This window comes from Streptomyces sp. NPDC005266 (assembly GCF_040607655.1).
Classification (GTDB): domain Bacteria; phylum Actinomycetota; class Actinomycetes; order Streptomycetales; family Streptomycetaceae; genus Streptomyces.
The window spans coordinates 58,292-79,260 of record NZ_JBEXHC010000025.1; the positions used below are offsets into that span (position 1 = coordinate 58,292).

At 72.5% G+C, this 20,969-nt stretch carries 20 protein-coding genes; 7 read left to right on the forward strand and 13 right to left on the reverse strand.

What is annotated here, in order from left to right:
• Positions 1-8: 8 nt before the first annotated feature.
• Together ABZU99_RS30780 and ABZU99_RS30785 are read left to right on the forward strand one after the other, a co-directional pair.
• On the forward strand, positions 9-1,238 hold the full coding sequence (locus ABZU99_RS30780) for an MFS transporter (RefSeq protein WP_355943773.1): 1,230 nt from the start codon (positions 9-11) through the stop codon (positions 1,236-1,238).
• A 127-nt stretch (positions 1,239-1,365) separates the two neighbouring features.
• On the forward strand, positions 1,366-1,878 hold the full coding sequence (locus tag ABZU99_RS30785; protein WP_355943772.1) for a DUF6299 family protein: 513 nt from the start codon (positions 1,366-1,368) through the stop codon (positions 1,876-1,878).
• A gap of 30 nt (positions 1,879-1,908) precedes the next feature.
• Here the strand turns inward: ABZU99_RS30785 and ABZU99_RS30790 are convergent, their stop codons facing one another.
• Complete coding sequence (locus ABZU99_RS30790) at positions 1,909-2,520, reverse strand: TetR/AcrR family transcriptional regulator (RefSeq protein WP_355943770.1); 612 nt, start codon at positions 2,518-2,520, stop codon at positions 1,909-1,911.
• A gap of 173 nt (positions 2,521-2,693) precedes the next feature.
• Between ABZU99_RS30790 and ABZU99_RS30795 the strand changes: the two genes are divergently transcribed.
• Positions 2,694-5,210: a glycoside hydrolase family 3 C-terminal domain-containing protein gene (locus ABZU99_RS30795; protein WP_356048204.1), complete on the forward strand. Its 2,517-nt coding sequence runs from the start codon at positions 2,694-2,696 to the stop codon at positions 5,208-5,210.
• Between the two features lie 31 nt (positions 5,211-5,241).
• On the opposite strand, the gene ABZU99_RS30800 is transcribed toward ABZU99_RS30795, so the two are convergent.
• The gene (locus ABZU99_RS30800; RefSeq protein ID WP_356048127.1) at positions 5,242-6,192 is read right to left on the reverse strand and encodes an SGNH/GDSL hydrolase family protein; all 951 of its coding nucleotides are present in this window, start codon (positions 6,190-6,192) and stop codon (positions 5,242-5,244) included.
• A 326-nt stretch (positions 6,193-6,518) separates the two neighbouring features.
• Between ABZU99_RS30800 and ABZU99_RS30805 the strand changes: the two genes are divergently transcribed.
• The gene (locus ABZU99_RS30805; RefSeq protein ID WP_355943766.1) at positions 6,519-7,013 is read left to right on the forward strand and encodes a DUF3145 domain-containing protein; all 495 of its coding nucleotides are present in this window, start codon (positions 6,519-6,521) and stop codon (positions 7,011-7,013) included.
• A gap of 35 nt (positions 7,014-7,048) precedes the next feature.
• On the forward strand, positions 7,049-7,945 hold the full coding sequence (locus tag ABZU99_RS30810; protein ID WP_355943764.1) for an NAD(P)-dependent oxidoreductase: 897 nt from the start codon (positions 7,049-7,051) through the stop codon (positions 7,943-7,945).
• A 60-nt stretch (positions 7,946-8,005) separates the two neighbouring features.
• Here ABZU99_RS30810 and fabF read toward each other — a convergent pair whose 3' ends face one another.
• The 5 genes from fabF to ABZU99_RS30835 form a co-directional block, all read right to left on the reverse strand.
• On the reverse strand, positions 8,006-9,268 hold the full coding sequence (gene fabF, locus ABZU99_RS30815; protein WP_355943762.1) for a beta-ketoacyl-ACP synthase II: 1,263 nt from the start codon (positions 9,266-9,268) through the stop codon (positions 8,006-8,008).
• 63 nt (positions 9,269-9,331) lie between these two features.
• Entirely contained in the window at positions 9,332-9,580 is a 249-nt protein-coding gene (locus ABZU99_RS30820; RefSeq protein WP_020871568.1) for an acyl carrier protein, read from the reverse strand.
• A gap of 82 nt (positions 9,581-9,662) precedes the next feature.
• A complete protein-coding gene (locus ABZU99_RS30825) occupies positions 9,663-10,673 on the reverse strand; it encodes a ketoacyl-ACP synthase III (RefSeq protein WP_355943759.1) in 1,011 nt (336 codons plus the stop codon).
• A gap of 13 nt (positions 10,674-10,686) precedes the next feature.
• Positions 10,687-11,637: an ACP S-malonyltransferase gene (locus tag ABZU99_RS30830; RefSeq protein WP_355943757.1), complete on the reverse strand. Its 951-nt coding sequence runs from the start codon at positions 11,635-11,637 to the stop codon at positions 10,687-10,689.
• An 89-nt stretch (positions 11,638-11,726) separates the two neighbouring features.
• Complete coding sequence (locus ABZU99_RS30835; protein ID WP_355943755.1) at positions 11,727-12,911, reverse strand: helix-turn-helix domain-containing protein; 1,185 nt, start codon at positions 12,909-12,911, stop codon at positions 11,727-11,729.
• Positions 12,912-13,007: 96 nt separating this feature from the next.
• Here ABZU99_RS30835 and ABZU99_RS30840 point away from each other — a divergent pair, with 96 nt between their 5' ends.
• Complete coding sequence (locus ABZU99_RS30840; RefSeq protein WP_355944069.1) at positions 13,008-13,676, forward strand: pirin family protein; 669 nt, start codon at positions 13,008-13,010, stop codon at positions 13,674-13,676.
• Between the two features lie 16 nt (positions 13,677-13,692).
• On the opposite strand, the gene ABZU99_RS30845 is transcribed toward ABZU99_RS30840, so the two are convergent.
• Positions 13,693-14,505: a serine hydrolase domain-containing protein gene (locus ABZU99_RS30845; protein ID WP_355943753.1), complete on the reverse strand. Its 813-nt coding sequence runs from the start codon at positions 14,503-14,505 to the stop codon at positions 13,693-13,695.
• 158 nt (positions 14,506-14,663) lie between these two features.
• On the opposite strand from ABZU99_RS30845, the gene ABZU99_RS30850 reads away from it, so the two are divergent.
• Complete coding sequence (locus tag ABZU99_RS30850; protein WP_355943751.1) at positions 14,664-15,125, forward strand: MerR family transcriptional regulator; 462 nt, start codon at positions 14,664-14,666, stop codon at positions 15,123-15,125.
• 13 nt (positions 15,126-15,138) lie between these two features.
• Here the strand turns inward: ABZU99_RS30850 and ABZU99_RS30855 are convergent, their stop codons facing one another.
• The 5 genes from ABZU99_RS30855 to ABZU99_RS30875 form a co-directional block, all read right to left on the reverse strand.
• The gene (locus tag ABZU99_RS30855; protein ID WP_356048122.1) at positions 15,139-16,335 is read right to left on the reverse strand and encodes an alpha/beta hydrolase; all 1,197 of its coding nucleotides are present in this window, start codon (positions 16,333-16,335) and stop codon (positions 15,139-15,141) included.
• A gap of 145 nt (positions 16,336-16,480) precedes the next feature.
• Positions 16,481-17,161: a response regulator transcription factor gene (locus ABZU99_RS30860; RefSeq protein ID WP_355943747.1), complete on the reverse strand. Its 681-nt coding sequence runs from the start codon at positions 17,159-17,161 to the stop codon at positions 16,481-16,483.
• The gene (locus ABZU99_RS30865; RefSeq protein ID WP_355943745.1) at positions 17,158-18,507 is read right to left on the reverse strand and encodes a sensor histidine kinase; all 1,350 of its coding nucleotides are present in this window, start codon (positions 18,505-18,507) and stop codon (positions 17,158-17,160) included. The genes ABZU99_RS30860 and ABZU99_RS30865 overlap by 4 nt, the downstream gene beginning before the upstream one ends.
• Positions 18,508-18,617: 110 nt before the next feature.
• Positions 18,618-19,589, reverse strand: a complete 972-nt coding sequence (locus ABZU99_RS30870; protein ID WP_356048119.1) for a DUF4429 domain-containing protein — start codon at positions 19,587-19,589, stop codon at positions 18,618-18,620.
• 74 nt (positions 19,590-19,663) lie between these two features.
• Positions 19,664-20,869: an alpha/beta hydrolase gene (locus ABZU99_RS30875; protein ID WP_356048117.1), complete on the reverse strand. Its 1,206-nt coding sequence runs from the start codon at positions 20,867-20,869 to the stop codon at positions 19,664-19,666.
• Positions 20,870-20,969 lie beyond the last annotated feature (100 nt).

The window sequence follows — 20,969 nt, forward strand, 5'->3', positions numbered from 1 at the left end:
CTCCGGCCATGCGTACGTATCGAGAAGTCTTCCGCGCCCCGGAGTTCACCCCGCTGTTCCTGACCGGATCCCTGCAGACGGCCGCCTCGACGACGAGCGGGCTCGCCCTCGGCACGCTGATCTACGCGGCGACCGGCTCACCCCTGCTCTCCGCACTCAGCATGTTCGGCCCCTCGCTAGCCCAAGTGGTCGGCGCCATGGCACTGCTGTCGGCGGCCGACCGGCTGCCGCCACGCGCCGCGATCACCGGGCTGGCCCTGTTCTTCGGGCTGGGGACCGCCGCCCTGGCCCTCCCCGGGCTGCCCGTGGCGGCGGTCTTCGCCATCGTCCTCTCGCGCGGAGTGGCCGCCTCCCTCGGCGGCGGGGTCCGCTACGGGCTGCTCAACGAGATCCTGCCGAGGGACGGTTATCTGCTGGGCCGCTCCGTGCTCAATATGGCCGGCGGCACCATGCAGATCTGCGGGTACGCGGTCGGCGGCGTCCTGGTGACGACCCTCTCGCCGCGCGGCGCCCTGCTCACCGCCGCCGCGCTGTACGGCATCGCCGCGGCCGTGGCGCGATGCGGCCTCAGCCGCCGGCCGCCGCGCGCCGCCGGGCGCCCGTCGATCAGCGAGACCTGGCGGACCAACGCGCGGCTGTGGTCCTCCGTGCCGCGCCGCTACGTCTATCTCGCGCTCTGGGTACCCAACGGGCTGATCGTGGGCTGCGAATCCCTCTTCGTCCCCTACGCGCCCCGGCACGCCGGGCTTCTGTTCGCCTTCGCCGCCTGCGGGATGCTGATCGGGGACGCAGTGACCGGACGGTTCGTACCGCCCCACTGGCGGGAGCGGCTCGCCGCGCCGCTGCGGCTGCTGCTGGCCGCGCCGTATCTGATCTTCGCACCGCACCCGGCGCTGCCGCTCGCGCTGGCCGCCGTGCTCCTGGCCTCGATCGGATTCTCGGCCTCGCTGCTGCTCCAGCAGCGGCTGATGGCCCTGACGCCCGAGGAGATGAGCGGCCAGGCGCTCGGGCTGCACTCCTCCGGCCTGCTCACCATGCAGGGCGTCGGCGCGGCGCTCGCGGGCGCCGTCGCGCAACACGCCTCGCCCGCGGCGGCGATGGCGGTCATGGCGACGGCCTCCGTCGCGGTCACCCTGGCCCTGGCACCGGGTCTTTCCCCAGGGCATCCGCGTGCGGGGTCAACCGGGCGCCGCGAAACCACCCGCCCGGCGGTGTCGGACACGCCGCCCCGGGGGTGAGTTCCCGCCACTGGGACCGCGGCCCCGGTAGCTGTACAGGGCACTGGGCTCCCGCTCATGGGAGTCCGTTCCCGAGCCCCGCATCCGCTCGGGAGTCCACTCCCCGTCCACGGAGGTATGTACGTTCATGCGCAACCGCCGTCGTATCCTCGGCGCCCTCGCCTTTCTGTTCTTCGCGGCCCCGGCCGCCAACGCCGCGCCCGTCGGCCCCGGCGCGTCCGATGGCCCCTCCCTGCCGTCCCGCTCCGGGCTCTCCCGGCTCCACCGGCCCCCCGTGCCCCTGCCGTGGGGCGACAACCTGACCATCGACCGCATCGGGTACGTCACCAGGGGCGGGACCGTCACGCTCTACGGCACCTACCGCTGCGTACGGGACGGCATGGATTTCCCGCGCGCCAACATCCTCGTCACGCTCACCCAGGAGGGTGAGGACCATGGCATCGGGGGCGAGGCGGCGATCTGCGACGGGCAGCGGCGGCGCTGGCAGGTCGAGGGCGTCGGGGCGGCGCGCTATGAGCGCGGGCCGGCCTACGCCGAGGCCACGTTGGTGAAGTTCGAGAACGTCAACGACTACGTGCCGGTGCCGCGCATCGCCGCCGACGCCGAACGGGAGGTCAGGCTGGCGTCGCCGGAGGACTGACCGCCGGCCGGTGGGATGTCCTCAGTGTCCTCAGCCCTTCTTCCGGGCCTCCTCCTCCCCCTGCCCCAGCAGGGAGACGAAGGCCCGGAAGAGGGCGGGCATGTCGACCGACTCCGGATCGTGCAGCCACTGGAACTGCAGCCCGTCCATCACCGCGACCAGCAACGGCGCCGCGTCCTCCGGGGTGAGCCCGCCGGGCAGCCGGTCGCCGAACTCCCCGCGCAGGGTGGCCGCCATGTCGGCGCGCACTCGCTCGTAGCGCCGGGTGAACCAGTCGCGCGCGGGGTGGTCCTCGGTGACGCTCTCGCCGAGTAGCGCGGAGAAGGTCTGGACGATGCCGGGGCGCATCGCGTTGTAGTCCACCAGCGAGGCCAGCAGGGACAGCGGCCAGGTGCCCCCGCCGTCGCGCCGCGCGGCGCCGGTGTCCCACTGGTCGCGCTCCGCCAGGACGGCGATGAGCAGGGCGTCCTTGGTGGGGAAGTAGTGCTGCAGACCCTGCTGGGTCAGCCCCGCCCGCTCGGCCACCGCGTTGAGCGAGGCGCCCCGGTAGCCGCGCTCGGCGATCACTGCGAGGGCGGCCCGGAGGATCTCCGCGCGCCGCTCCTCACCGCGGCGTGTGCCGCGGTCCGTCACCCTTTCCATGGCCTTACCGTAGGGCATGTGTGATAACGAATTCATAACACTACCTACCGAGTGACAGGCAATCGGGTCCACGATGGCCCGGTCGACGGACCCGACAGGGAGGCCGAGCCGTGGTGGACGCGATCAGCAACGACAGCACGGACACAGCGGGTGACGCGGCGGGGGCCGCGACCGTGGGCGCGGCGGTGGAGAAGGCCCTCGGCGCGCTCGATCCGGACACCAAGGCACGGCTGTTGGCCGGGCAGGACATGTGGTCCCTGCCCGCCGTCCCCTCCATCGGGCTGCGCTCCCTGGTGATGTCGGACGGTCCGATCGGCGTGCGGGGCGTGCACTGGACCGCGGACGACCCCTCCGTCGCCCTGCCCAGCCCCACCGCGCTCGCCGCCACCTGGGATCCGGCGCTCGCCCGCCGCGCGGGCCACCTCCTCGCCCAGGAGGCGCGGCGCAAGGGTGTTCATGTGCTGCTCGCGCCGACCGTGAATCTGCACCGCTCCCCGCTGGGCGGGCGCCACTTCGAGGCGTACAGCGAGGATCCCCATCTCACCGGCGAGATCGGCACCGGCTATGTGACGGGCGTCCAGGAGGGCGGCATCGGCACCACCGTCAAGCACTTCGTCGCCAACGACGCGGAGACCGAGCGCTTCACCGTCGACAACCGGGTGAGCGCACGGGCGCTGCGCGAGCTGTATCTCGCCCCCTTCGAAGCCATCGTCAAAAGCGCCCGCCCGTGGGGCGTCATGGCCGCCTACAACGGGGTCAACGGCTCGACCATGACCGCCCATCGCGAGCTGCAGCGCGAGGTGCTGCGCGGCGAATGGGGCTTCGACGGCTTCATCGTCTCCGATTGGACGGCCGCCCGCGACACCGTAGGGGCGATGCGCGGCGGGCTCGACGTCGCCATGCCGGGGCCGCGGACCGTCTACGGCGAGGAGCTGGCCGCCGCCGTGCGGCAGGGGCGGGTGGCCGAGTCGGAGGTGGACGACGCGGTACGGCGGGTGCTGACCCTGGCCGCCCGGGTCGGCGCCCTGGACGGGGTGGCCCCGGCCGTCGCCCCCACCGACCGGCCCGGGCCGGTCGACGGGGACGCGCTCGCGCGCGAGATCGCGCGGCGGTCGTTCGTCCTGCTGCGGAACGAGCGGGCCGGCGCGCCGGACGGGGAAGCGGCCGGGAAGCCGGTGCTGCCCCTCGATACCACCGAGTCCGGCTCCATCCGGTCCCTCGCGCTCATCGGCGCGGCGGCGCGCGATGCCCGGGTGCTCGGCGGGGGTTCGGCGCTGGTCTTCCCCGACCACATCGTCTCGCCCCTCGACGGGCTGCGCGCCGCTCTGCCCCCGGACGTCCGGCTCGACTACGCCGTGGGCGCCGACCCCAGCGATGAACTCGCCCCGGCCGGCGAGGGATTCGAACTGCGCGCCGTGGTCCGGGCCGCCGACGGGCGGGTGCTCGGCGCCTCGCCGCTGCCCAGTGGGCAGGTGCAGTGGGTCGGCGACTTCCCCGAGGGGGTGACGTACGAGGAGCTGCACACGGTCGAGACCGTCGGCACCTTCACCCCGCGCGAGAGCGGCGCGCACTCCTTCGGCACCAGGGGGCTGGGCGGGCTCCGGCTGACCGTGGGCGGGGAGGTGCTCTACGACGGGGAGCAGGGCCCGGCCGACGCCGATGACCCCTTTGAGGCGTTTATGGGCTCACCCCTGCCGCGCGGGCAGGTCCGGCTCACGGCCGGCGAGCCGGTGGAGGTCAGCCTGGTCTGCACGGTCGCGCCCTTCCCCGACGCATTCCCCGCGGTCTGCTTCAGCCTGGTGCACCGGGCGCCCGAGCGGGACGCGGAGGCACTGCTCGAGGAGGCCGTCGCCGTGGCCTCCGCCGCCGATGCGGCCGTGGTCGTGGCCGCGACCACCGAGAGTGTTGAGAGCGAGGGGTTCGACCGCACGGATCTGAGGCTGCCGGGCCGCCAGGACGAGCTGGTCCGGCGCGTCGCCGCCACCGGCACCCCGACGGTGGTCGTCGTCAACGCCGGCTCCCCGGTCGAGCTCCCCTGGCGCGAGGACGTCGCCGCGGTGCTGCTCAGCTGGTTTCCGGGCCAGGAAGCGGGGGCCGCGCTCGCCGACGTCCTGCTCGGCGCCGAGGAGCCGGGCGGCCGGCTGCCGACCACATGGCCGAAGCGGCTGGAGGACGCGCCGGTGCGGGAGGTGGTGCCGAGCGAGGGGCAACTCGTCTACGAGGAAGGCGTGTTCATCGGCTACCGGGCGTGGGAGCGATGGTCGGGGACGGCTCCGGCGTACTGGTTCGGGCATGGTCTCGGCTACACGGACTGGGCCTACGAGTCCATGAACTTCACCGCCGCGGGTGACGGTGCGGGCGAGGAGCTCGGCACGGTGAGGGTGCGGGTCCGCAATACGGGTGCGCGGGCCGGGCGGGAGGTGGTGCAGATCTACCTCGCCGTGCCGGAGGGCGACGGGGACGTGGTGGAGCGCCCGGCGCGGCGGCTCGCGGGTTTCGCGACGGTCGCGGCGGGGCCCGGGGAGACGGCGGAGGCAACCGTGACGCTGGGCCGCCGGGCGGCGGAGATCTGGGACGAGGCGGCCGGCGGCTGGCGGCTGATGCCGGGGGTCTACACGGCGGAGGCAGGCCGAAGCGTGGCCGACCGCCGCCTCTCGACGCCGGTGCCGGTGGCGATGCCGAAGCTCTGAGGGGACGGAGCCCCGGCCGTGTCATCGGGGGCTACGGGGCCGTGACGCGGCGGTACGCCATCTCGGCCAGCTGCCGCTGGCCGGCCTTGCTGGGGTGGAACCAGTCCCACTTGCTCAGCTCGGACGCCGTGAACCGGTACTTGTGCACCGCCGGGTCGTATCGGCACAGCGGGTCCCGGCCGCAGACGTCCTTCAGCACCTTGTTGTACGCGTCCACCCGGTCCGCGACCTGCCGGCGGCGGTCGTTCGAGGCCGCGTCCAGGTGGTCGGAGTCCTTCAGCATCGAGGGGCAGATGCCCAGCTTCCAGATCTGCTTGCCGAAGACGTTCTTGCGCCCCTCCGACCACAGCCGCTTCAGGTCCGGCACGCTGGCCACGTACACCTGAGCCTTCGGCAGATCGCGCCGCAGCCGGCTGAGCGCCGAGGTGAAGGTGGTGCGGAACTGGTCCGTCGGGGTCATGTCGGCGACCGAGTCACGGCAGGCGTCGTTGGCGCCGATCATCACGGTCACCAGCTTCGGCTTCCGGGCGGTGGCCGCCTCGATCTGGCCGGGGAGGTCGGCCACGACGGCGCCGGTCTTCGCGAAGTTCCAGCTGCGGGAGCCCGAGCGCAGGCGCTGGGCGAGGCTGTTCACCCGTGTGCCGGTGGACCAGGACACCTCGGGGCAGTCGGAGAGCACCGAGCAGGCGTCGAAGCCCCGGGTGATGGAGTCGCCCAGGGAGGCGAGGGAGTCGGGCCGGGTGTTCCAGACGATGGCGCGCTTGGCGCCGGGGGTCTTTCCCGCGCGGGGCCCGTGCCGGGAGGGGCTGTCCGAGCTGCCGAAGCAGCCGGAGGAGCTGAGCACGGCGGCGGTCGTCAGCAGAGCGACGCCGGTGCGGGCTGCGGCGCGGGCGGCGGTAGGAGTCGTCATGCGCACGACCGTGCGCGTGGTCGTCGAGGACGCGGCGGTCGGCCGCTGGCGTCGTGTCGCGCTGGCCCGCATGGCTGTTCCCCCTCCGGCTGTTGGGTGATATCTCTCCACGACCGACGGTACGTCACTCCTCCGGCTGGTTCGCGCGGTAGTTTTTTCTTGTGCCAGTTGAGCTTCTGCCCGGCGGCGGAGAGCGCGGTGCGGTACCGGAACCTTACTCCGGGTCACTTCCTGTCCCTTTTCTGGAGAATTATGCCCGATCAATTTCACTGCAGGTAACGTCAGGACTGGTGCAGAGGTGATCACTAGGGCAGAATGCCGGGTAACGTCCCGGACATGACCGGTACGGGCGCGAGGCCGCTGGGGAAGGCGTACCTCGAACCGCACAGGAGGCCCCGGTGACGACACGTGGAGTTCTGTATGTGCACTCCGCACCGCGCGCGCTGTGCCCGCATGTCGAATGGGCCATCGCGGGCGTACTCGGTGTGCGTGTCACCCTCGACTGGATCAAACAGCCCGCGGCCAACGGCACCTGGCGCGCCGAGTTCTCCTGGCAGGGCGAGGTCGGCACGGCCTCCAAACTGGCCTCCGCGCTCCGCGGCTGGCATCTGCTGCGCTTCGAGGTGACCGCCGAGCCCTGTGCCACCGCCGAGGGCGAGCGCTATAGCTCCACCCCTGACCTGGGCATCTTTCACGCCGTCACCGGAATGCACGGCGACATCCTGATCCCCGAGGACCGGCTGCGCGCCGCGCTCGCGCGCTCCGCGCGGGGCGAGAGCGATCTGGAAGCGGAGATCGCCAAGCTGCTCGGCAAGCCGTGGGACGACGAGCTGGAGCCGTTCCGCTACGCGGGTGAGGGTGCGCCCGTCCGCTGGCTGCACCAGGTCGTCTGACGGCGCCGGCGCCCTCCACGTCTTAGCGTGGCGAGATGACCGAACAACTCCCGGCAGCACAGTCCGTCGCGGTCCTCGGCACCGGCATCATGGGCTCCGGTATGGCCCGCAACCTCGCCCGCTCCGGACTCGACGTCCGCGCGTGGAACCGCACCCGCGCCAAGGCCGAGCCGCTCGCCGCCGACGGCGTACGCGTCACCGACACCCCCGCCGAGGCCGTGGACGGCGCCGATGCCGTCCTGACCATCCTGCACGACGGCCCCACGGCCCTGGAGACGATGCGTCAGGCCGCCCCCGGGCTGAGCCCCGGCACCGTATGGGCCCAGGCCACCACCGCCGGGCTGGGGGCGATCGAGTCCCTCGCCGCGTTCGCCCGCGAGAAGGAGATCGTCTTCGTCGACTCGCCCGTCCTCGGTACCAAGCAGCCGGCGGAGAGCGGACAGCTTCTTATCCTCGCCGCCGGCCCCAACGAGGTGCGTACGGTCATCTGGCCGGTCTTCGACGCGATCGGCAGCCGTACGGTGTGGGTCGGCGACAGCGGCGAGGAGGCGGCCGCCACCCGGCTCAAGCTCGTGCTCAACAGCTGGGTCATCGCCATCACCAACGCCACCGCCGAGTCGCTCGCCCTCGCCAAGGGGCTGGGCACGGACTGGCAGCTTTTCCTGGACGCCCTGGAGGGCGGGCCGCTCGACAACGGCTATATGCGGGTCAAGTCGGCCCAGGTGCTCAGCGGCAAGCTCGAACCGAGCTTCGCCACCAGGACCGCCGAGAAGGACGCCCGGCTGATCGTGGAGGCGGGGGAGCGCGCCGGGGTACGGGTGGATCTGGCGGCCGCGTGCGCGGAGCGGTTCCGGCGCGCCATCGAGCAGGGCCATGGCGACGAGGACATGGTGGCCTCGTACTTCGCCAGCTTCGACGAAACACAGGGATGACATGCGAACGGCCCGCTTCCGGCCGGAGCCGGAAGCGGGCCGTTCCCGCGTATCAGCGCGTCAGACCGTGCGGAAGGCCAGCACCACATTGTGGCCGCCGAAGCCGAACGAGTCGTTCAGCGCCGCGATCTGGCCCTGGGGGAGCGGCCGCGGCTTGTCGCGCACGACATCCGCGTCCGCCTCCGGGTCCAGCTGCTCGATGTTGATCGTCGGCGGGGCGATCCGGTGGTACAGCGCCAGCACGCTGGCCACCGTCTCCACACCGCCGGCGCCGCCCAGCAGATGGCCGGTCATGGACTTGGTGGCCGAGAGCGCGATGTGGTCCACGTCCTGGCCGAACACCTTGCGCAGCGCCTTGATCTCCGCCACGTCGCCCTGCGGCGTCGAGGTCGCGTGCGCGTTGACATGCGCGATCTCGGCGGCCTTGAGGTCGGCGGACTGCATCAGGTTCTGCAGCGCGTGCGCGATGCCGTTGCCGGACGGCTCCGGCGCGGTGATGTGGTGGGAGTCGGCCGAGATGCCCTGGCCGACGGCCTCCGCGTAGACCCGGGCACCGCGCCGGGCGGCGTGCTCGGCGGACTCCAGGACGATGACGCCGGCGCCCTCGCCGAGGACGAAGCCGTTGCGGGCGACGTCGTACGGGCGGGAGGCGCCCTGCGGGTCGTCGTTGTTCTTGGACATCGCCATCATGTTGCCGAAGGCGGCGATGGGCAGCGGATGGATGGCCGCCTCGGTGCCGCCCGCGACGACCACATCGGCGCGGCCGGTGCGGATCATCTCAATGGCGTAGCCGATGGCCTCGGCGCCGGACGCGCACGCGCTGACCGGGGTGTGGGCACCGGCGCGGGCGCCGACCTCCAGACTCACATTGGCGGCCGGGCCGTTGGGCATCAGCATCGGCACGGTGTGCGGGGAGACCTTGCGGACCCCCTTCTCGCGCAGCACGTCGTACTGGTCGAGCAGCGTGGTGACACCGCCGATGCCGGAGGCGACGACCGCGCCGAGCCGGTCGGGGTCGACCGACGAGTCCTCGCCCGCCTTGGCGGTGAAGCCGGCGTCCGCCCATGCCTCACGGGCGGCGATCAGCGCGAACTGCGCCGAGCGGTCGAGCTTGCGGGCCTGCGGGCGCGGGATGACGGTGCCCGGGTCCACCGCGGCGCGTGCGGCGATCTGGACCGGCAGCTCGCCGGCCCAGTCCTCGTCCAGGCGGCTGACGCCGGAGCGACCGGCGAGCAGGGCTTCCCAGGTCGATGAGGCGTCGCCACCCAGCGGCGTCGTGGCACCAACACCGGTGACGACCACGGTGCGATTGGTCGAGTTCACAGGAATTCTCAACTCCTCGGTAGAGGGTGCTGGAACTGCCACCGCATGGGTGGCGACAAGCGCTCAGCCCTGGTGCTTGAGGATGTAGTCGACGGCGTCGCCGACGGTCTTGAGGTTCTTGACGTCGTCGTCCGGGATCTTCACGTCGAAGCGCTCTTCGGCGGCGACGACGACCTCGACCATGGACAGCGAGTCGACGTCCAGGTCGTCGGTGAAGGACTTGTCCAGCAGGACGTCCTCGGTCGGGATACCGGCGATCTCGTTGACGATCTCGGCGAGACCCTCGAGGATCTCTTCCTGAGTGGCGGCCATTGCGGCGCTCCTTCTTCGGTGTGTTGCGGTGTGTGCGCAGCGCCCGAGATGTACGGGGCTGCGTGGATATGGACTATGGAGCCTAAGGGAGGGTAACGACCGTCGCTGCGTAGACGAGACCCGCTCCGAATCCGATGACGAGCGCGGTGTCGCCGCTCTTCGCCTGCCCCGTCGCCAACAGCCGCTCCATGGCGAGCGGAATGGAGGCGGCCGAGGTGTTGCCGGTGGTCTCCACATCACGGGCGACCGTGACATGCTCCGGCAGCTTGAGGGTTTTGATCATCGAGTCGATGATCCGCATATTGGCCTGATGGGGAATGAACGCGTCGAGCTCGTCCGCGCTGACCCCGGCCACGTCCAGGGCCTGCTGGGCGACCTTCGCCATCTCGTACACGGCCCAGCGGAACACCGCCTGGCCCTCCTGGCGGATCGCCGGGAAGCGTACGTCCTCGGCGGACTGGTCGCGGTAGACGTCCCAGGGGAGCGTCTGGCTGATGGTGTCGGACTTGTCGCCCTCCGAGCCCCAGACCGTCGGGCCGATGGCGGGCTCCTTGGACGGGCCGACCACCACGGCGCCCGCGCCGTCACCGAACAGGAAGGCCGTCGCCCGGTCCTCCAGGTCGGTCAGGTCCGAAAGCCGCTCGACGCCGATGACCAGCACATACTGGGCGGTGCCATCGGTGACCATGCCCTTGGCGAGGGTCAGGCCGTAGCCGAAGCCCGCGCATCCCGCGGAGATGTCGAACGCGGCCGGCCTGTTCGCCCCGAGCAGATGGGCGATCTCGGTTGCGACCGCCGGGGTCTGCTTGAAGTGCGAGACGGTGGAGACGATCACGCCACCGATCTGCTCGGGCGTCAGCCCGGCGTCGGCGATGGCCTTGCCGCCCGCCTCGACGGACATCGTGGCGACCGTCTCGTCCGGACCGGCCCAGTGCCGGGTGGCGATGCCCGAGCGGCTGCGGATCCACTCGTCGGAGGAGTCGATGTGCTTGAGGATCTCCTCGTTCGGCACCACCCGGGTGGGACGGTAGCCGCCGACGCCGAGAATGCGCGCGTACGCGGCGCCCTCAGTGGGCTTGATCTTCGCGGTCATGCTCTCGGAGCTCCTATTCGGCCGGTGTGTCGGCGGCAGGGTCGGTGTGCTCGGCGATCAGTGCACGGGCCGCGTCGAGGTCGTCCGGAGTCTTGAGCGCCACGGTGGCGACGCCCGGCAGGGCCCGCTTGGCGATACCGGTCAGCGTGCCGCCCGGGGCCACCTCGATCAGCGCGGAGACCCCAAGCTCCTGGAAGGTCTCCATGCACAGATCCCAGCGCACCGGGTTGGACACCTGGGCGACCAGCCGCTCGATCACCTCGGCGCCGGACGCCACGGCCTTGCCGTCCCGGTTCGACACGTAACGGATCCGCGGATCGGCCACCGGAACGCCCGCGACCAGGGCCTCGAGGGTGGCGACCGCCGGTGCCATATGGGCGGTGTGGAACGCGCCGGCCACCTTCAGCGGCACGGCCCGGCGCACGCCCTCCGGCTTGTCCTCGGCCAGCGCCGCCAGCTGCTCGGCGGTGCCCGCGGCCACGATCTGCCCGGCACCGTTCACGTTCGCCGGGGTCAGCCCGAGCTTTTCGAGGTGCGCGACGACAACGTCCTGCTCACCACCCAGTATGGCGGCCATACCGGTCTCGGCGTGGCTCGCGGCCTCGGCCATGGCCAGACCCCGGCGGCGGACCAGCACCATGGCCGCCTCGTCGGTCAGCACTCCGGCGGCCGCGGCGGCGGTGATCTCGCCGACACTGTGGCCCGCGGCGGCGCCGATACGGTTCTCCATCCCGTCGGCGAACAGCGCCCGGGCGGAGAGGAGACCGGCGGCGACCAGGAGCGGCTGGGCCACCGCCGTGTCGCGGATCTCTTCCTCGTCGGCCTTGGTGCCGTAGTGGATCAGGTCCAGGCCGGATACGGCCGACCACCACGTCAGACGTTCGGTGACGCCGGGGAGGTCGAGCCAGGGAGTCAGGAAGCCGGGCTTTTGAGCGCCCTGGCCGGGAGCGACGAGTACGAGCACTCTCACACTCTCTCTTGTGGTGGGTCCTGCTCGCCCGTGAGGACAAGGACGAAGAACCGTCTAGGTAATTGTGGGAGTCCGACAAAGGGTCAGGACAATATGTCTCTATCGGCCAGCCGACCCAGGATCAGGGCTATGCGCAGAGTAAACGCCGAGCGGACGTCGGAAGGCGACCATCCGGTGACGTCCGTCACACGTCGCAGCCGGTAGCGCACGGTGTTCGGGTGAACAAAGAGCATCCGGGCCGCGCCTTCCAGGCTGCTCGCCTGCTCCAGGTACACACTCAGCGTTTCCAGCAGCGCCGAGCCCGCTTCCTCCAGCGGTCTGTAGATCTCCTCCACCAACTGGTCACGGGCAGCCGGGTCTCCCGCCATCGCGCGCTCCGGCAGCAGATCGTCCGCGAGCACCGGACGCGGTGCGTCCGGCCACGCGGTGCACGCCTTCAGGCCGGCCGCCGCCGCACCCGCCGAGCGGGTCGCGGCCAGCAGATCGGAGACCACCGGACCCGCCACCACCGGACCCGGCGCATAGGGCCCGATCAGCGCCTTCGCCGCCTGCAGCGGATTGTCCGAGCCGCCCGCGACCACCACCAGCCGGTCGCCCAGCACTCCGGTGAGGACCTGCAGCTTGGCGTGGCGCGCGGCGCGCCGGATCGCCTCCACGGTCAGCTCGCTGTCCCCGTCGGGGGCCGTGCCCAGCACCACGCACACATGCTCGGGGGAGTTCCAGCCGAGGGCGGCGGCCCGGGACAGCGCCCCCTCGTCCGCCTCCCCGGACAGCACCGCGTTGACCACCAGCGACTCAAGCCGGGCGTCCCAGGCGCCGCGCGCCTCGGCCGCCTGCGCGTACACCTGGGCCGTCGCGAAGGCGATCTCCCGCGCGTACACCAGCAGCGCCTCGCGCAGCACCGACTCGTCCCCCGGAGCCGCCACGTCGTCGATCGCCGACTCCATGACCTCGATGGTCGTACGGACCATCTCCACGGTCTGGCGCAGGGTGATCGCCCGGGTCAGCTCGCGCGGAGCGGTGCCGAACACATCGGTGCTGATCGCCTGCGGGGCCTCCGGATGCCGGAACCACTCGGTGAAGGCCGCGATGCCCGCCTGTGCCACCAGACCGATCCAGGAGCGGTTCTCGGGCGGCATCGCCCGGTACCACGGAAGCTGCTCGTCCATGCGCGCGATGGCGTTGGCCGCCAGCTTCCCGGAGGACTTCTCCAGGCGGCGCAGGGTGGCACTGTGTGGATGCGGGGTGTTCGCGGCTGGTTCAGGCACGAGGACAAGACTGCCTTATCGGGTGGTGTACGCGGGGAGCGGGGAGGCCGGGGGCGGGTACGGGGGGAATCGGGGCGCACTACCGTGGACCGGGTGATGTGGATACAGCGGTCCGGTGAACGGTATCCGGGCGGGGACGGCACGGGCATCGAGACGCGCCACGCCTTTTCCTTCTCTGACCACTACGACCCCGGCAATGTGCGCTTCGGGCTCCTCGTCGCGTGCAACGAGGAGCGGCTCGCGCCCGGCGCGGGCTTCGCCGAGCACCCCCACCGCGATCTGGAGATCGTGACCTGGGTCATCGAGGGCCAGCTCACCCACGAGGACACCACCGGCACCCGGACCGTGGTGCGCCCCGGCGATGTGCAGCGGCTCAGCGCCGGCAGTGGGGTGCGGCACACCGAGCGGAACGCCGGCCCGGAGCCGCTCGCCTTCGTCCAGATGTGGCTGGCGCCGGGGCCCGGCGCCCCGGCCGACCCCGGATACGAGGTCGTACGCGGCATCGCCGACGGCACCCCGTACGCGCTGGAGCGGACCGAGGCGGTGCTGCATGTGCGCCGTCTCACGGACGCCGAGCACACCGCCCTCCCGGACGCGCCCTGGGTCTATGCCCACGTGGTGCGCGGCACGGTGCGGATCGGGGCCGAGACCCTGGAGGCGGGCGACGCGGCCAGGATCTCCGGGGCCGAGGGCCTGGAGGCGCGGGGCGTGGGAGCGGCGGAGCTGCTGATCTGGGAGATGCACGCGGAGCCGGTGTACGGCTGACGCCGGAGGGCCGGCTTCAGCCCAGCTCGGCCAGGACCGCGTCCGTCAGGGCCGGCCAGACCTCGATGGCCCAGGGGCCGAAGGCCCGGTCGGTCAGGGTGACGCAGGCCGCACGCGCGTCCGGGTCGACCCACAGGAAGGTGCCGGACTGGCCGAAGTGGCCGAAGGCGCGGGGCGAGGACGAACCGCCGGTCCAGTGCGGCGACTTGCCGTCGCGTATCTCGAAGCCGAGGCCCCAGTCGTTCGGCCTCTGGTGGCCGTAGCCCGGCAGCACTCCGGTCAGCCCCGGGTGCACCACGGACGTGGCCTCGGCCAGCGTCCGTTCCGCCAGCAGCCGCGGGGCCTGGAGCTCCGCCGCGAAGCGGGCCAGATCGTCCACGGTCGAGACGCCGTCCTTGGCGGGCGAGCCGGCCAGCTCGGTGGCGGCCATGCCGAGCGGCTCCAGCACCGCCTGGCGCAGATACTCGGGGAACGGAATGTCCGTGGCCTTGGCGATGTGGTCGCCCAGCACCTCGAACCCCGCGTTGGAGTAGAGGCGGCGATCGCCCGGCGCGGCCACCGCGCGGTGCTCGTCGAACGCGAGCCCGGAGGTGTGCGCGAGCAGATGGCGGACCGTGGAGCCCTCCGGCCCCGCCGGCTCGTCCAGCTCGACCGCGCCCTCCTCGACGGCGACCAGCGCGGCGTACGCGGCCAGCGGCTTGGTGACCGAGGCGAGGGGGAAGCGGCGGTCGGTCGGGCCGTACGATCCGGCCAGGGTGCCGTCCGCGCGTACGACGGCGGCCGCCGCCGTCGGGACCGGCCAGTTCTCGATCATCCGCAGGCTCTCCATGCCCCAGAGCCTAATACCGGGTGTCCGGGGCCTCCCGTCGCCCAAGATTTCGCCAAATCCGAGCTTGCCTGGAGTGCACTCGAACTCCATAGCGTTGAGGCCGTCGTGGGGTTCGCCCGGATCGGCCCCGCATCGGCGACGGCGAGAGGTACACCGGCATGACCGTGACTGAGAGCGTTCCGGCGAGGACGAAACCGCGTACCTGTGCCGGCCACCAGCGCCCGCATCCGCGGCCGGCCGGCCAGGACCGGTACACGATCAGCGAGGTCGCCGAGCACACCGGGCTGACGGCGCACACCCTGCGCTGGTACGAGCGGATCGGGCTCATGCCGCATGTGGACCGCACCCACACCGGCCAGCGCCGCTTCACCAACCGCGATCTGGACTGGCTCGCCCTCGTCGGCAAGCTGCGGCTGACCGGGATGCCGGTCGCGGACATGGTCCGCTACGCCGAGCTGGTGCGGGAGGGCGAGCACACCTTCCGCGAGCGCGAGGAGCTGCTGACCACCCATCGCGAGAACGTGCGGGAGCGGATCGCCGAGCTGCGCAGCACGCTCGAAGTTCTCGACTTCAAGATCGACACATACGCGGACGCCCGGAGGGCGTCGGAGCGGGACTGATCAGCGGCCGGGCTCAGACCAGGCCGTGGCGGCAGTTGGCCGGGTCGTCCTCGTGGGCGCAGCGGACCGTGCCGAACTCCCCGAGGGCGATCCGAGCGAAGTTGCGCAGCGAGTCCGTGCCGGGGGCGAAGTAGCCGGTGTGGCCACGGGCGCGGTCGGCGGAGATCACCCGGGCGCCGAAGGACCGGTCGGTCGGATCCTCGCCGTGCCCCAGGCCCATGAAGTCATAGCCCGTCACCCGCCGGATCCAGTCGGTGCTGTCCCGGGCGGCCCACACCCGGGCGCCGGTGTGCAGCCCGTCGGCGCTGTCGGCGCGCATGCCGGGGCTGCCGAGCACCACCAGGTCGGAGACGCGCGTACGGTCCATCGCGGCCGCCGCCAGGCCGCAGACCACCGAGCCGTAGCTGTGGCAGAAGACGGCGGGCGGGGCGTCCGCGGCCGCCGCCGTGGTCACGGCGAGCCCCGCGAGGAAACGGTCCAGGCGGGGCGCGCCCGCCCTGGCCAGCCGGCTGGTGGCGGCGTCCGGCCCGAGCCCGACCGGGGTCGTGTAGCCGACCCAGGCGACGACGGCCGTACGGGTGCCGGGCGCCTCCTCGGCCATGGCCGCGCGCAGCGCCTTGGCCATGCCGGCCGGGGTGCCGTACGGGTCGCGGGAGCGGTCGAAGGCGGCCAGGTCGATGTCCGAACCGGGCACGATCACGGCCGTGCGTTGCGCCGTCGCCATGTCCCCGTACACCTCGGCCACTTGGCCACGGCCGCGCGGATCGAAGGCGAGGATCTGCCGGCCGGGCGCCAGCAGCGCGCTGTAGCGGTCGACGAGCGGGCTGTGCGGATCCGCGGCCCGCTCCTTGTCCCGCGCGGCCCGCAGCGCACGGGCGTTGGCCTCGTAGCGCAGCGCGGGCGGCGCGCCGTCGAGGTTGCCCACGACCTGGGGATGGCGGATGGCCAGGGCCCGCCGCTGTACGTCGGTGAGCCGGCCGAAGAACCGGGCGATCGCGGCCGGGGACGCGGTGGCCGGGTCGGGCAGCTCACGCCCGGGGCCGGGCAGCGAGTGGTCGGCCAGCCAGGCGTCCGTCCCGGGCGGCGGCCCGGTGACGGCCTGCTCCTCGTGCGCGACGGTCCAGCCGGCCGTTCCCGCCATGACGGTGATGGTGAGCGCGGCGGTGATCAGGCGGCGGGCGTAGCGCCCGGGGCGAAGCGTCTGCGTCATGGCCGCGGTTCCCTCTTCCGTTGGTGGCGGAAGGAAACGTAGGAAGACGGCCCGGGCCGCGACGTCACCCCCCGGTGCCAAGTCGGACGTCATACCGCAGTAGGGGGTCGACGCCCGGCCACGCGGCGGGAAGGCGTGGGCGCCGCTACTGACTTCCCGGGGTCACCAGGCCCGACTCGTAGGCGAAGATCACGGCCTGTGCGCGGTCGCGGAGTCCCAGCTTGGCCAGCACCCGGCCCACGTGCGTCTTCACCGTCTGCTCCGCGAGCACCAGCGACTCCGCTATCTCCTGGTTGGACAGACCCCGCGCGATCAGCCCCAGCACCTCCGTCTCCCGTGGCGTCAGGCCGCCCCGGCGCAGAGCGAGGGTGGATCGGCGGGGCGCGGGGCGCTGGCGGGCGAAGTCGGCGATCAGCCGGCGGGTGACGGACGGGGCGAGCAGCGCCTCGCCCGCCGCCACCACCCGTACCGCGGAGATCAGATCGGCCGGCGGGGCGTCCTTGAGCAGAAAGCCGCTGGCCCCGGCGCGCAGCGCCTCGTAGACGTAGTCGTCCACGTCGAACGTGGTGAGCATCAGGACCTTCGGCCGGTGGATGACCCCGCGCGGCGGGTCGAGGAGCCGGCGGGCCGCCTCCAGCCCGTCCATCTCGGGCATGCGGACGTCCATGAGGACGACGTCGGGGTGGGTGCGGCGGCTGACGTCCACGCCCTGCTGTCCGTCCGGTGCCTCGCCGACGACGTCGATGTCGCTCTGCGCGGCGAGCAGCGCGGCGAACCCCGCCCGCACCATCGCCTGGTCGTCGACGATGATCACTTTGATCGTCATGCCCGCTGGTCCGTCTCTTCGAGGTCTACGAGGGGAAGCCGGGCCGCGACGCGGAAGCCGCCGCCGGGCAGCGGGCCGGTGTCGAGCATGCCGCCGACGAGCCGGACGCGCTCGACCATGCCGACCAGGCCATGGCCGGTGCCGGTGGTCTCCAGCGGCTTGGTGGGAGGGCTGTCCGGCGAGCCGTTGACGACGAGGACGGTCAGCCCGGAGCGGTCCTCAGCGGCCGAGACGGAGACCCGGGTGGCGGCGCCCGGGGCGTGCCGGACCACATTGGCCAGCGCCTCCTGCACGATCCGGTACGCGGACAGCTCCACGGCCTGCGGCAGCGGGCCGAGGGCGTGGACCTCGTCGGCGATGGTGAGGGTGGTCGGTATCCCGGCCCGCACCGTCGCCTCGACCAGCTGCGGCACCTGGTCGAGGCCCGGCTGCGGCGCCCGCTCGCCGCGCGTCTCCTCGCTGCGCAACACGCCCAGCAGCCGCCGCATTTCGGCGAGGGACTCCCGGGCGGTGGCGGCGATGGTGCCGAACTCCCGTTCCGCCTCGGGCGGCAGACCGCCGATCCGGTACGGGGCGCTGTCGGCCTGCACGGTGATCACCGACATATGGTGGGCGACCACGTCGTGCAGCTCGCGCGCGATGCGGGCGCGCTCCTCCAGGAGGGTGCGGCGGGCCCGTTCCGCCTCGCTGATCGTCTCCTGTTCGGCCAGCCGCCGCTGGGCGTCGCCGCGCTCGCGCAGTGCGCCGCCGACGAGCAGCACGACCCCGCTGAGCACGAACAGCACCACATTGCTGCCGTTGCCTTCGTCCGGGACGGGCATGCCGAGCACGAGCCCGGCCGTGCCGGTGACCAGCCACACCGCCACCAGGGTGCGGCGCGGTTCGCGCAGAGCCAGGGCGAGCAGCAGAAAGAGATAGCCGATGATGGCGGGCGGCTGCCAGGGCCACACCTGGCGCCCGGGGTCCGGGATGGGGAGCACCACCAGCGCGCAGGCGATGTCGGAGAGTAAGACGATCCACCATGCCTGCAGGGGGCGGGTGACCGACAGCAGCAGCGGGGTGGTCTGGGCGACGGCGAGCAGGGTGGCGAAGCCGCCGCCCACCCCGTAGTCATGCGAGAGGACCTGGACGGAGACGGGGAAGAGGATCGCGGTGAGGATCATCGCCACGCCGTAGGGCACCCGGCGCAGCCACCGCCTGGACGACTGGGCGAACAGCGGGGTCGCCGGATAGCTGGGGGTCACCAGGGCCCGGGTGAGGGCGCCCACCTGCCGCCGGGCCGCCGCGGGCAGGCTCTCGTGCGCGGTGGAGTGAGCGGCGGCGGAACCGGAGGAGGGGCTGGTCATGGCCGCTTCAGCCTAGGGCTGCGCGGTGCGGGCGCACGTCATACCTGGGAGTCGGATGCGGCTCATACCTGGGTATCGGTCGCGTCCCGGTCCCGGCCATCGGCCGGCCCCTACAGCTCGGCCAGCAGCTCGGCCTTCTTCGCGCTGAACTCGTCGTCCGTCAGCAGTCCCGCCGTATGCAGCTCGCCCAGGTGGCGGATGCGGTCGGCGATATCGGCCGGGTCCCGGCGCTGGGCCGGGGACCGGGCGGGCGCGGGGGCGCCGTCGGCGCACGGGGCGGGGGCGGCGGCCCGTATGGCTTCCAGCACGGCGGCGGCGAAGGGCAACGACTGGTGGACGAGCCCGTAGCCCATCCCGAAGACGACGGCGGCCGGGTCCTGGTCGGGGCGGCCCGCGGGCCGGTCCTCGGCGGAGCGCTCGACGAGCCGCAGATGGCCGTGGTTGCCGCTCTTCGGGGCACCGCCCTTCGGTGAACCGGGCTTGGCGGAGCCCTCCTTGGGGGTGCCCTCCTTCGCGGCGGTGCCCGCCGACCCCTTGCTCTCCGGGGAGCACCACTCCAGGCCGCTCAGCTCATCGACCCGGAAGCGCTGGTCCCCGGCCTTCCACTTGGCGGAGGAGGCGCCGGTCCAGAACCAGCGGAAGGAGACCGCCTTGCCGTCGAAGGACGCCTTGCCGTCGTACGCCTTGAAGGACATCGGCGGCGGGGGCGCGGCGACCAGGTGGGTTTCGGAGGGGGTGGCGGCATCGGGCCCGAGGGCCCCGCGTATCTGCTCGGCGTAGTAGTCGGCGAGGCTCTCGCGCTCGGCCGGCAGCACCAGGCGGTACGGGTCGTACGCCTCCTTGAGCTGCCCGTCGGCGGCGTCCACCAGCGGGTCGGCGCCGGGTCTGGGCACCGCGCGCAGCACCACCGTTCCTCGTTTGCCGGGAGCGAGCTCGACCGCGGACAGCGCCTCGTAGGGGACGCGGCGTCCGCCGAGCGCCTGGAACAGCTTCGGCGTGCGGATCCCCCGTTCGAAGCGGATGAGCACGGAGTCGGTGTCGAACTCCCAGACGGTCTGAAAACCGGCCAGCACATCACCCATGCGGCTCATCGTATGCGGCGGTGGCCCGCCCGTCCCCCTTTGCGAACTACGCGCGTCAAACGTGTGCCGGGCGGTCAGCGCAGTCCGGCGGTGCAATCGTCGCCGTCCCCGCAGCTCACGGACTGGACCGCGCCGACCCCCACCCTGGCGAAGTTGTCGAGGCTGGTGGTGCCCGGTTCGAAGTACCCGGCGTGTCCCTCGGCCCCGTCGGCGGCGAGGACGCGGGCGCCGAAGCCGTGGGAGACCGGGTCGGCGCCGTGGCCGAGCCCGCCGACCTCCAGATGCGGAATGTCCCGGATCCAGTCGCCGGGGCCGCGCATCGCCCAGACCCGGGCGCTGGTGCCGAAGTCGGAGACACGGTTGGCGCGCATCCCCGGGCTGCCGGCCACCGCGATGTCGGTCACCTTGGGTGGCAGATCGCGGGCAGCGACCCCGCACACCACCGAGCCGTAGCTGTGGCACATCAGCGAGACCCGGGAGAGCGCCGGCAGCGCGTTGACCAGCGCCCGCAGCCGCACCGCGCCCTGGGCGGCGAGCTTGCCGGTGGCGGCGTCCATGCCGATTCCGGCCGGCGAGGTGTAGTCGGCCCACGCGATGACGGCGGTCTTGGTGTCCGGGGCGTCGGTTCGCTCGTTCCGGTAGAGGGCGCGGGCCATGCCGACCGTGGCGGTGTACGGACGCCCGGACTTCTGGAAGGTCAGCACGTTGGTGTCCACGCCGGGCACCACGACCGAGACGCGGATGGCATGGGCGAGATCGCCGAAGACCTCGGCGGCGCGGCCGGCGCCCGCGGGGTCGAAGGAGAGGATGTGCCGTCCGGGTTCGAGCAGATCCTCGTAGCGGTGCATCCGGCGCCCGGCGTCGGAGCGGCCGAGCGGGGTGAGCCGGCTGTCTCGCATCCGCTCGCGCTCGAGGGTGCGCGCCTGGTGCAGGGCCACCCGGTTGGCGCGGTAGCGCAGGGCCACGGGTGCGCCGTTGAGATTGCCGACGACCAGCGGATAGCGGCGCACCAGCCGATCGGTCTGGGCCTTGGTGAGCGAGTCGAACCAGCGGGCCAGGGTGCGCGGCGAGCCCTGCGGATCGGGCAGGGTACGGCCGCCGAGGGACGCGTGGCGCCAGGCGTCGACCGATGCGGAGAGCGGGTCCGAGGCTCCTCTGTGGCTCCGTATGGCCGTCCAGCCGGTCGTGGCGAGCAGTACGAAGACCACCGCAAGGGCGAGCAGGGCGCGCCAGGCGGTGGAACCGGGAGAGGGGGAGCCGAGCTCCGAGAAGGAAGTCACCGCGGGACACCCTAGGAGAAGCGCGGCGGCGGGCGCCAAATGCCGTGATTCATCTCACGTTTGAGAGCCGCACTTCTTGGTAGTTATGTCTGATTTGAGG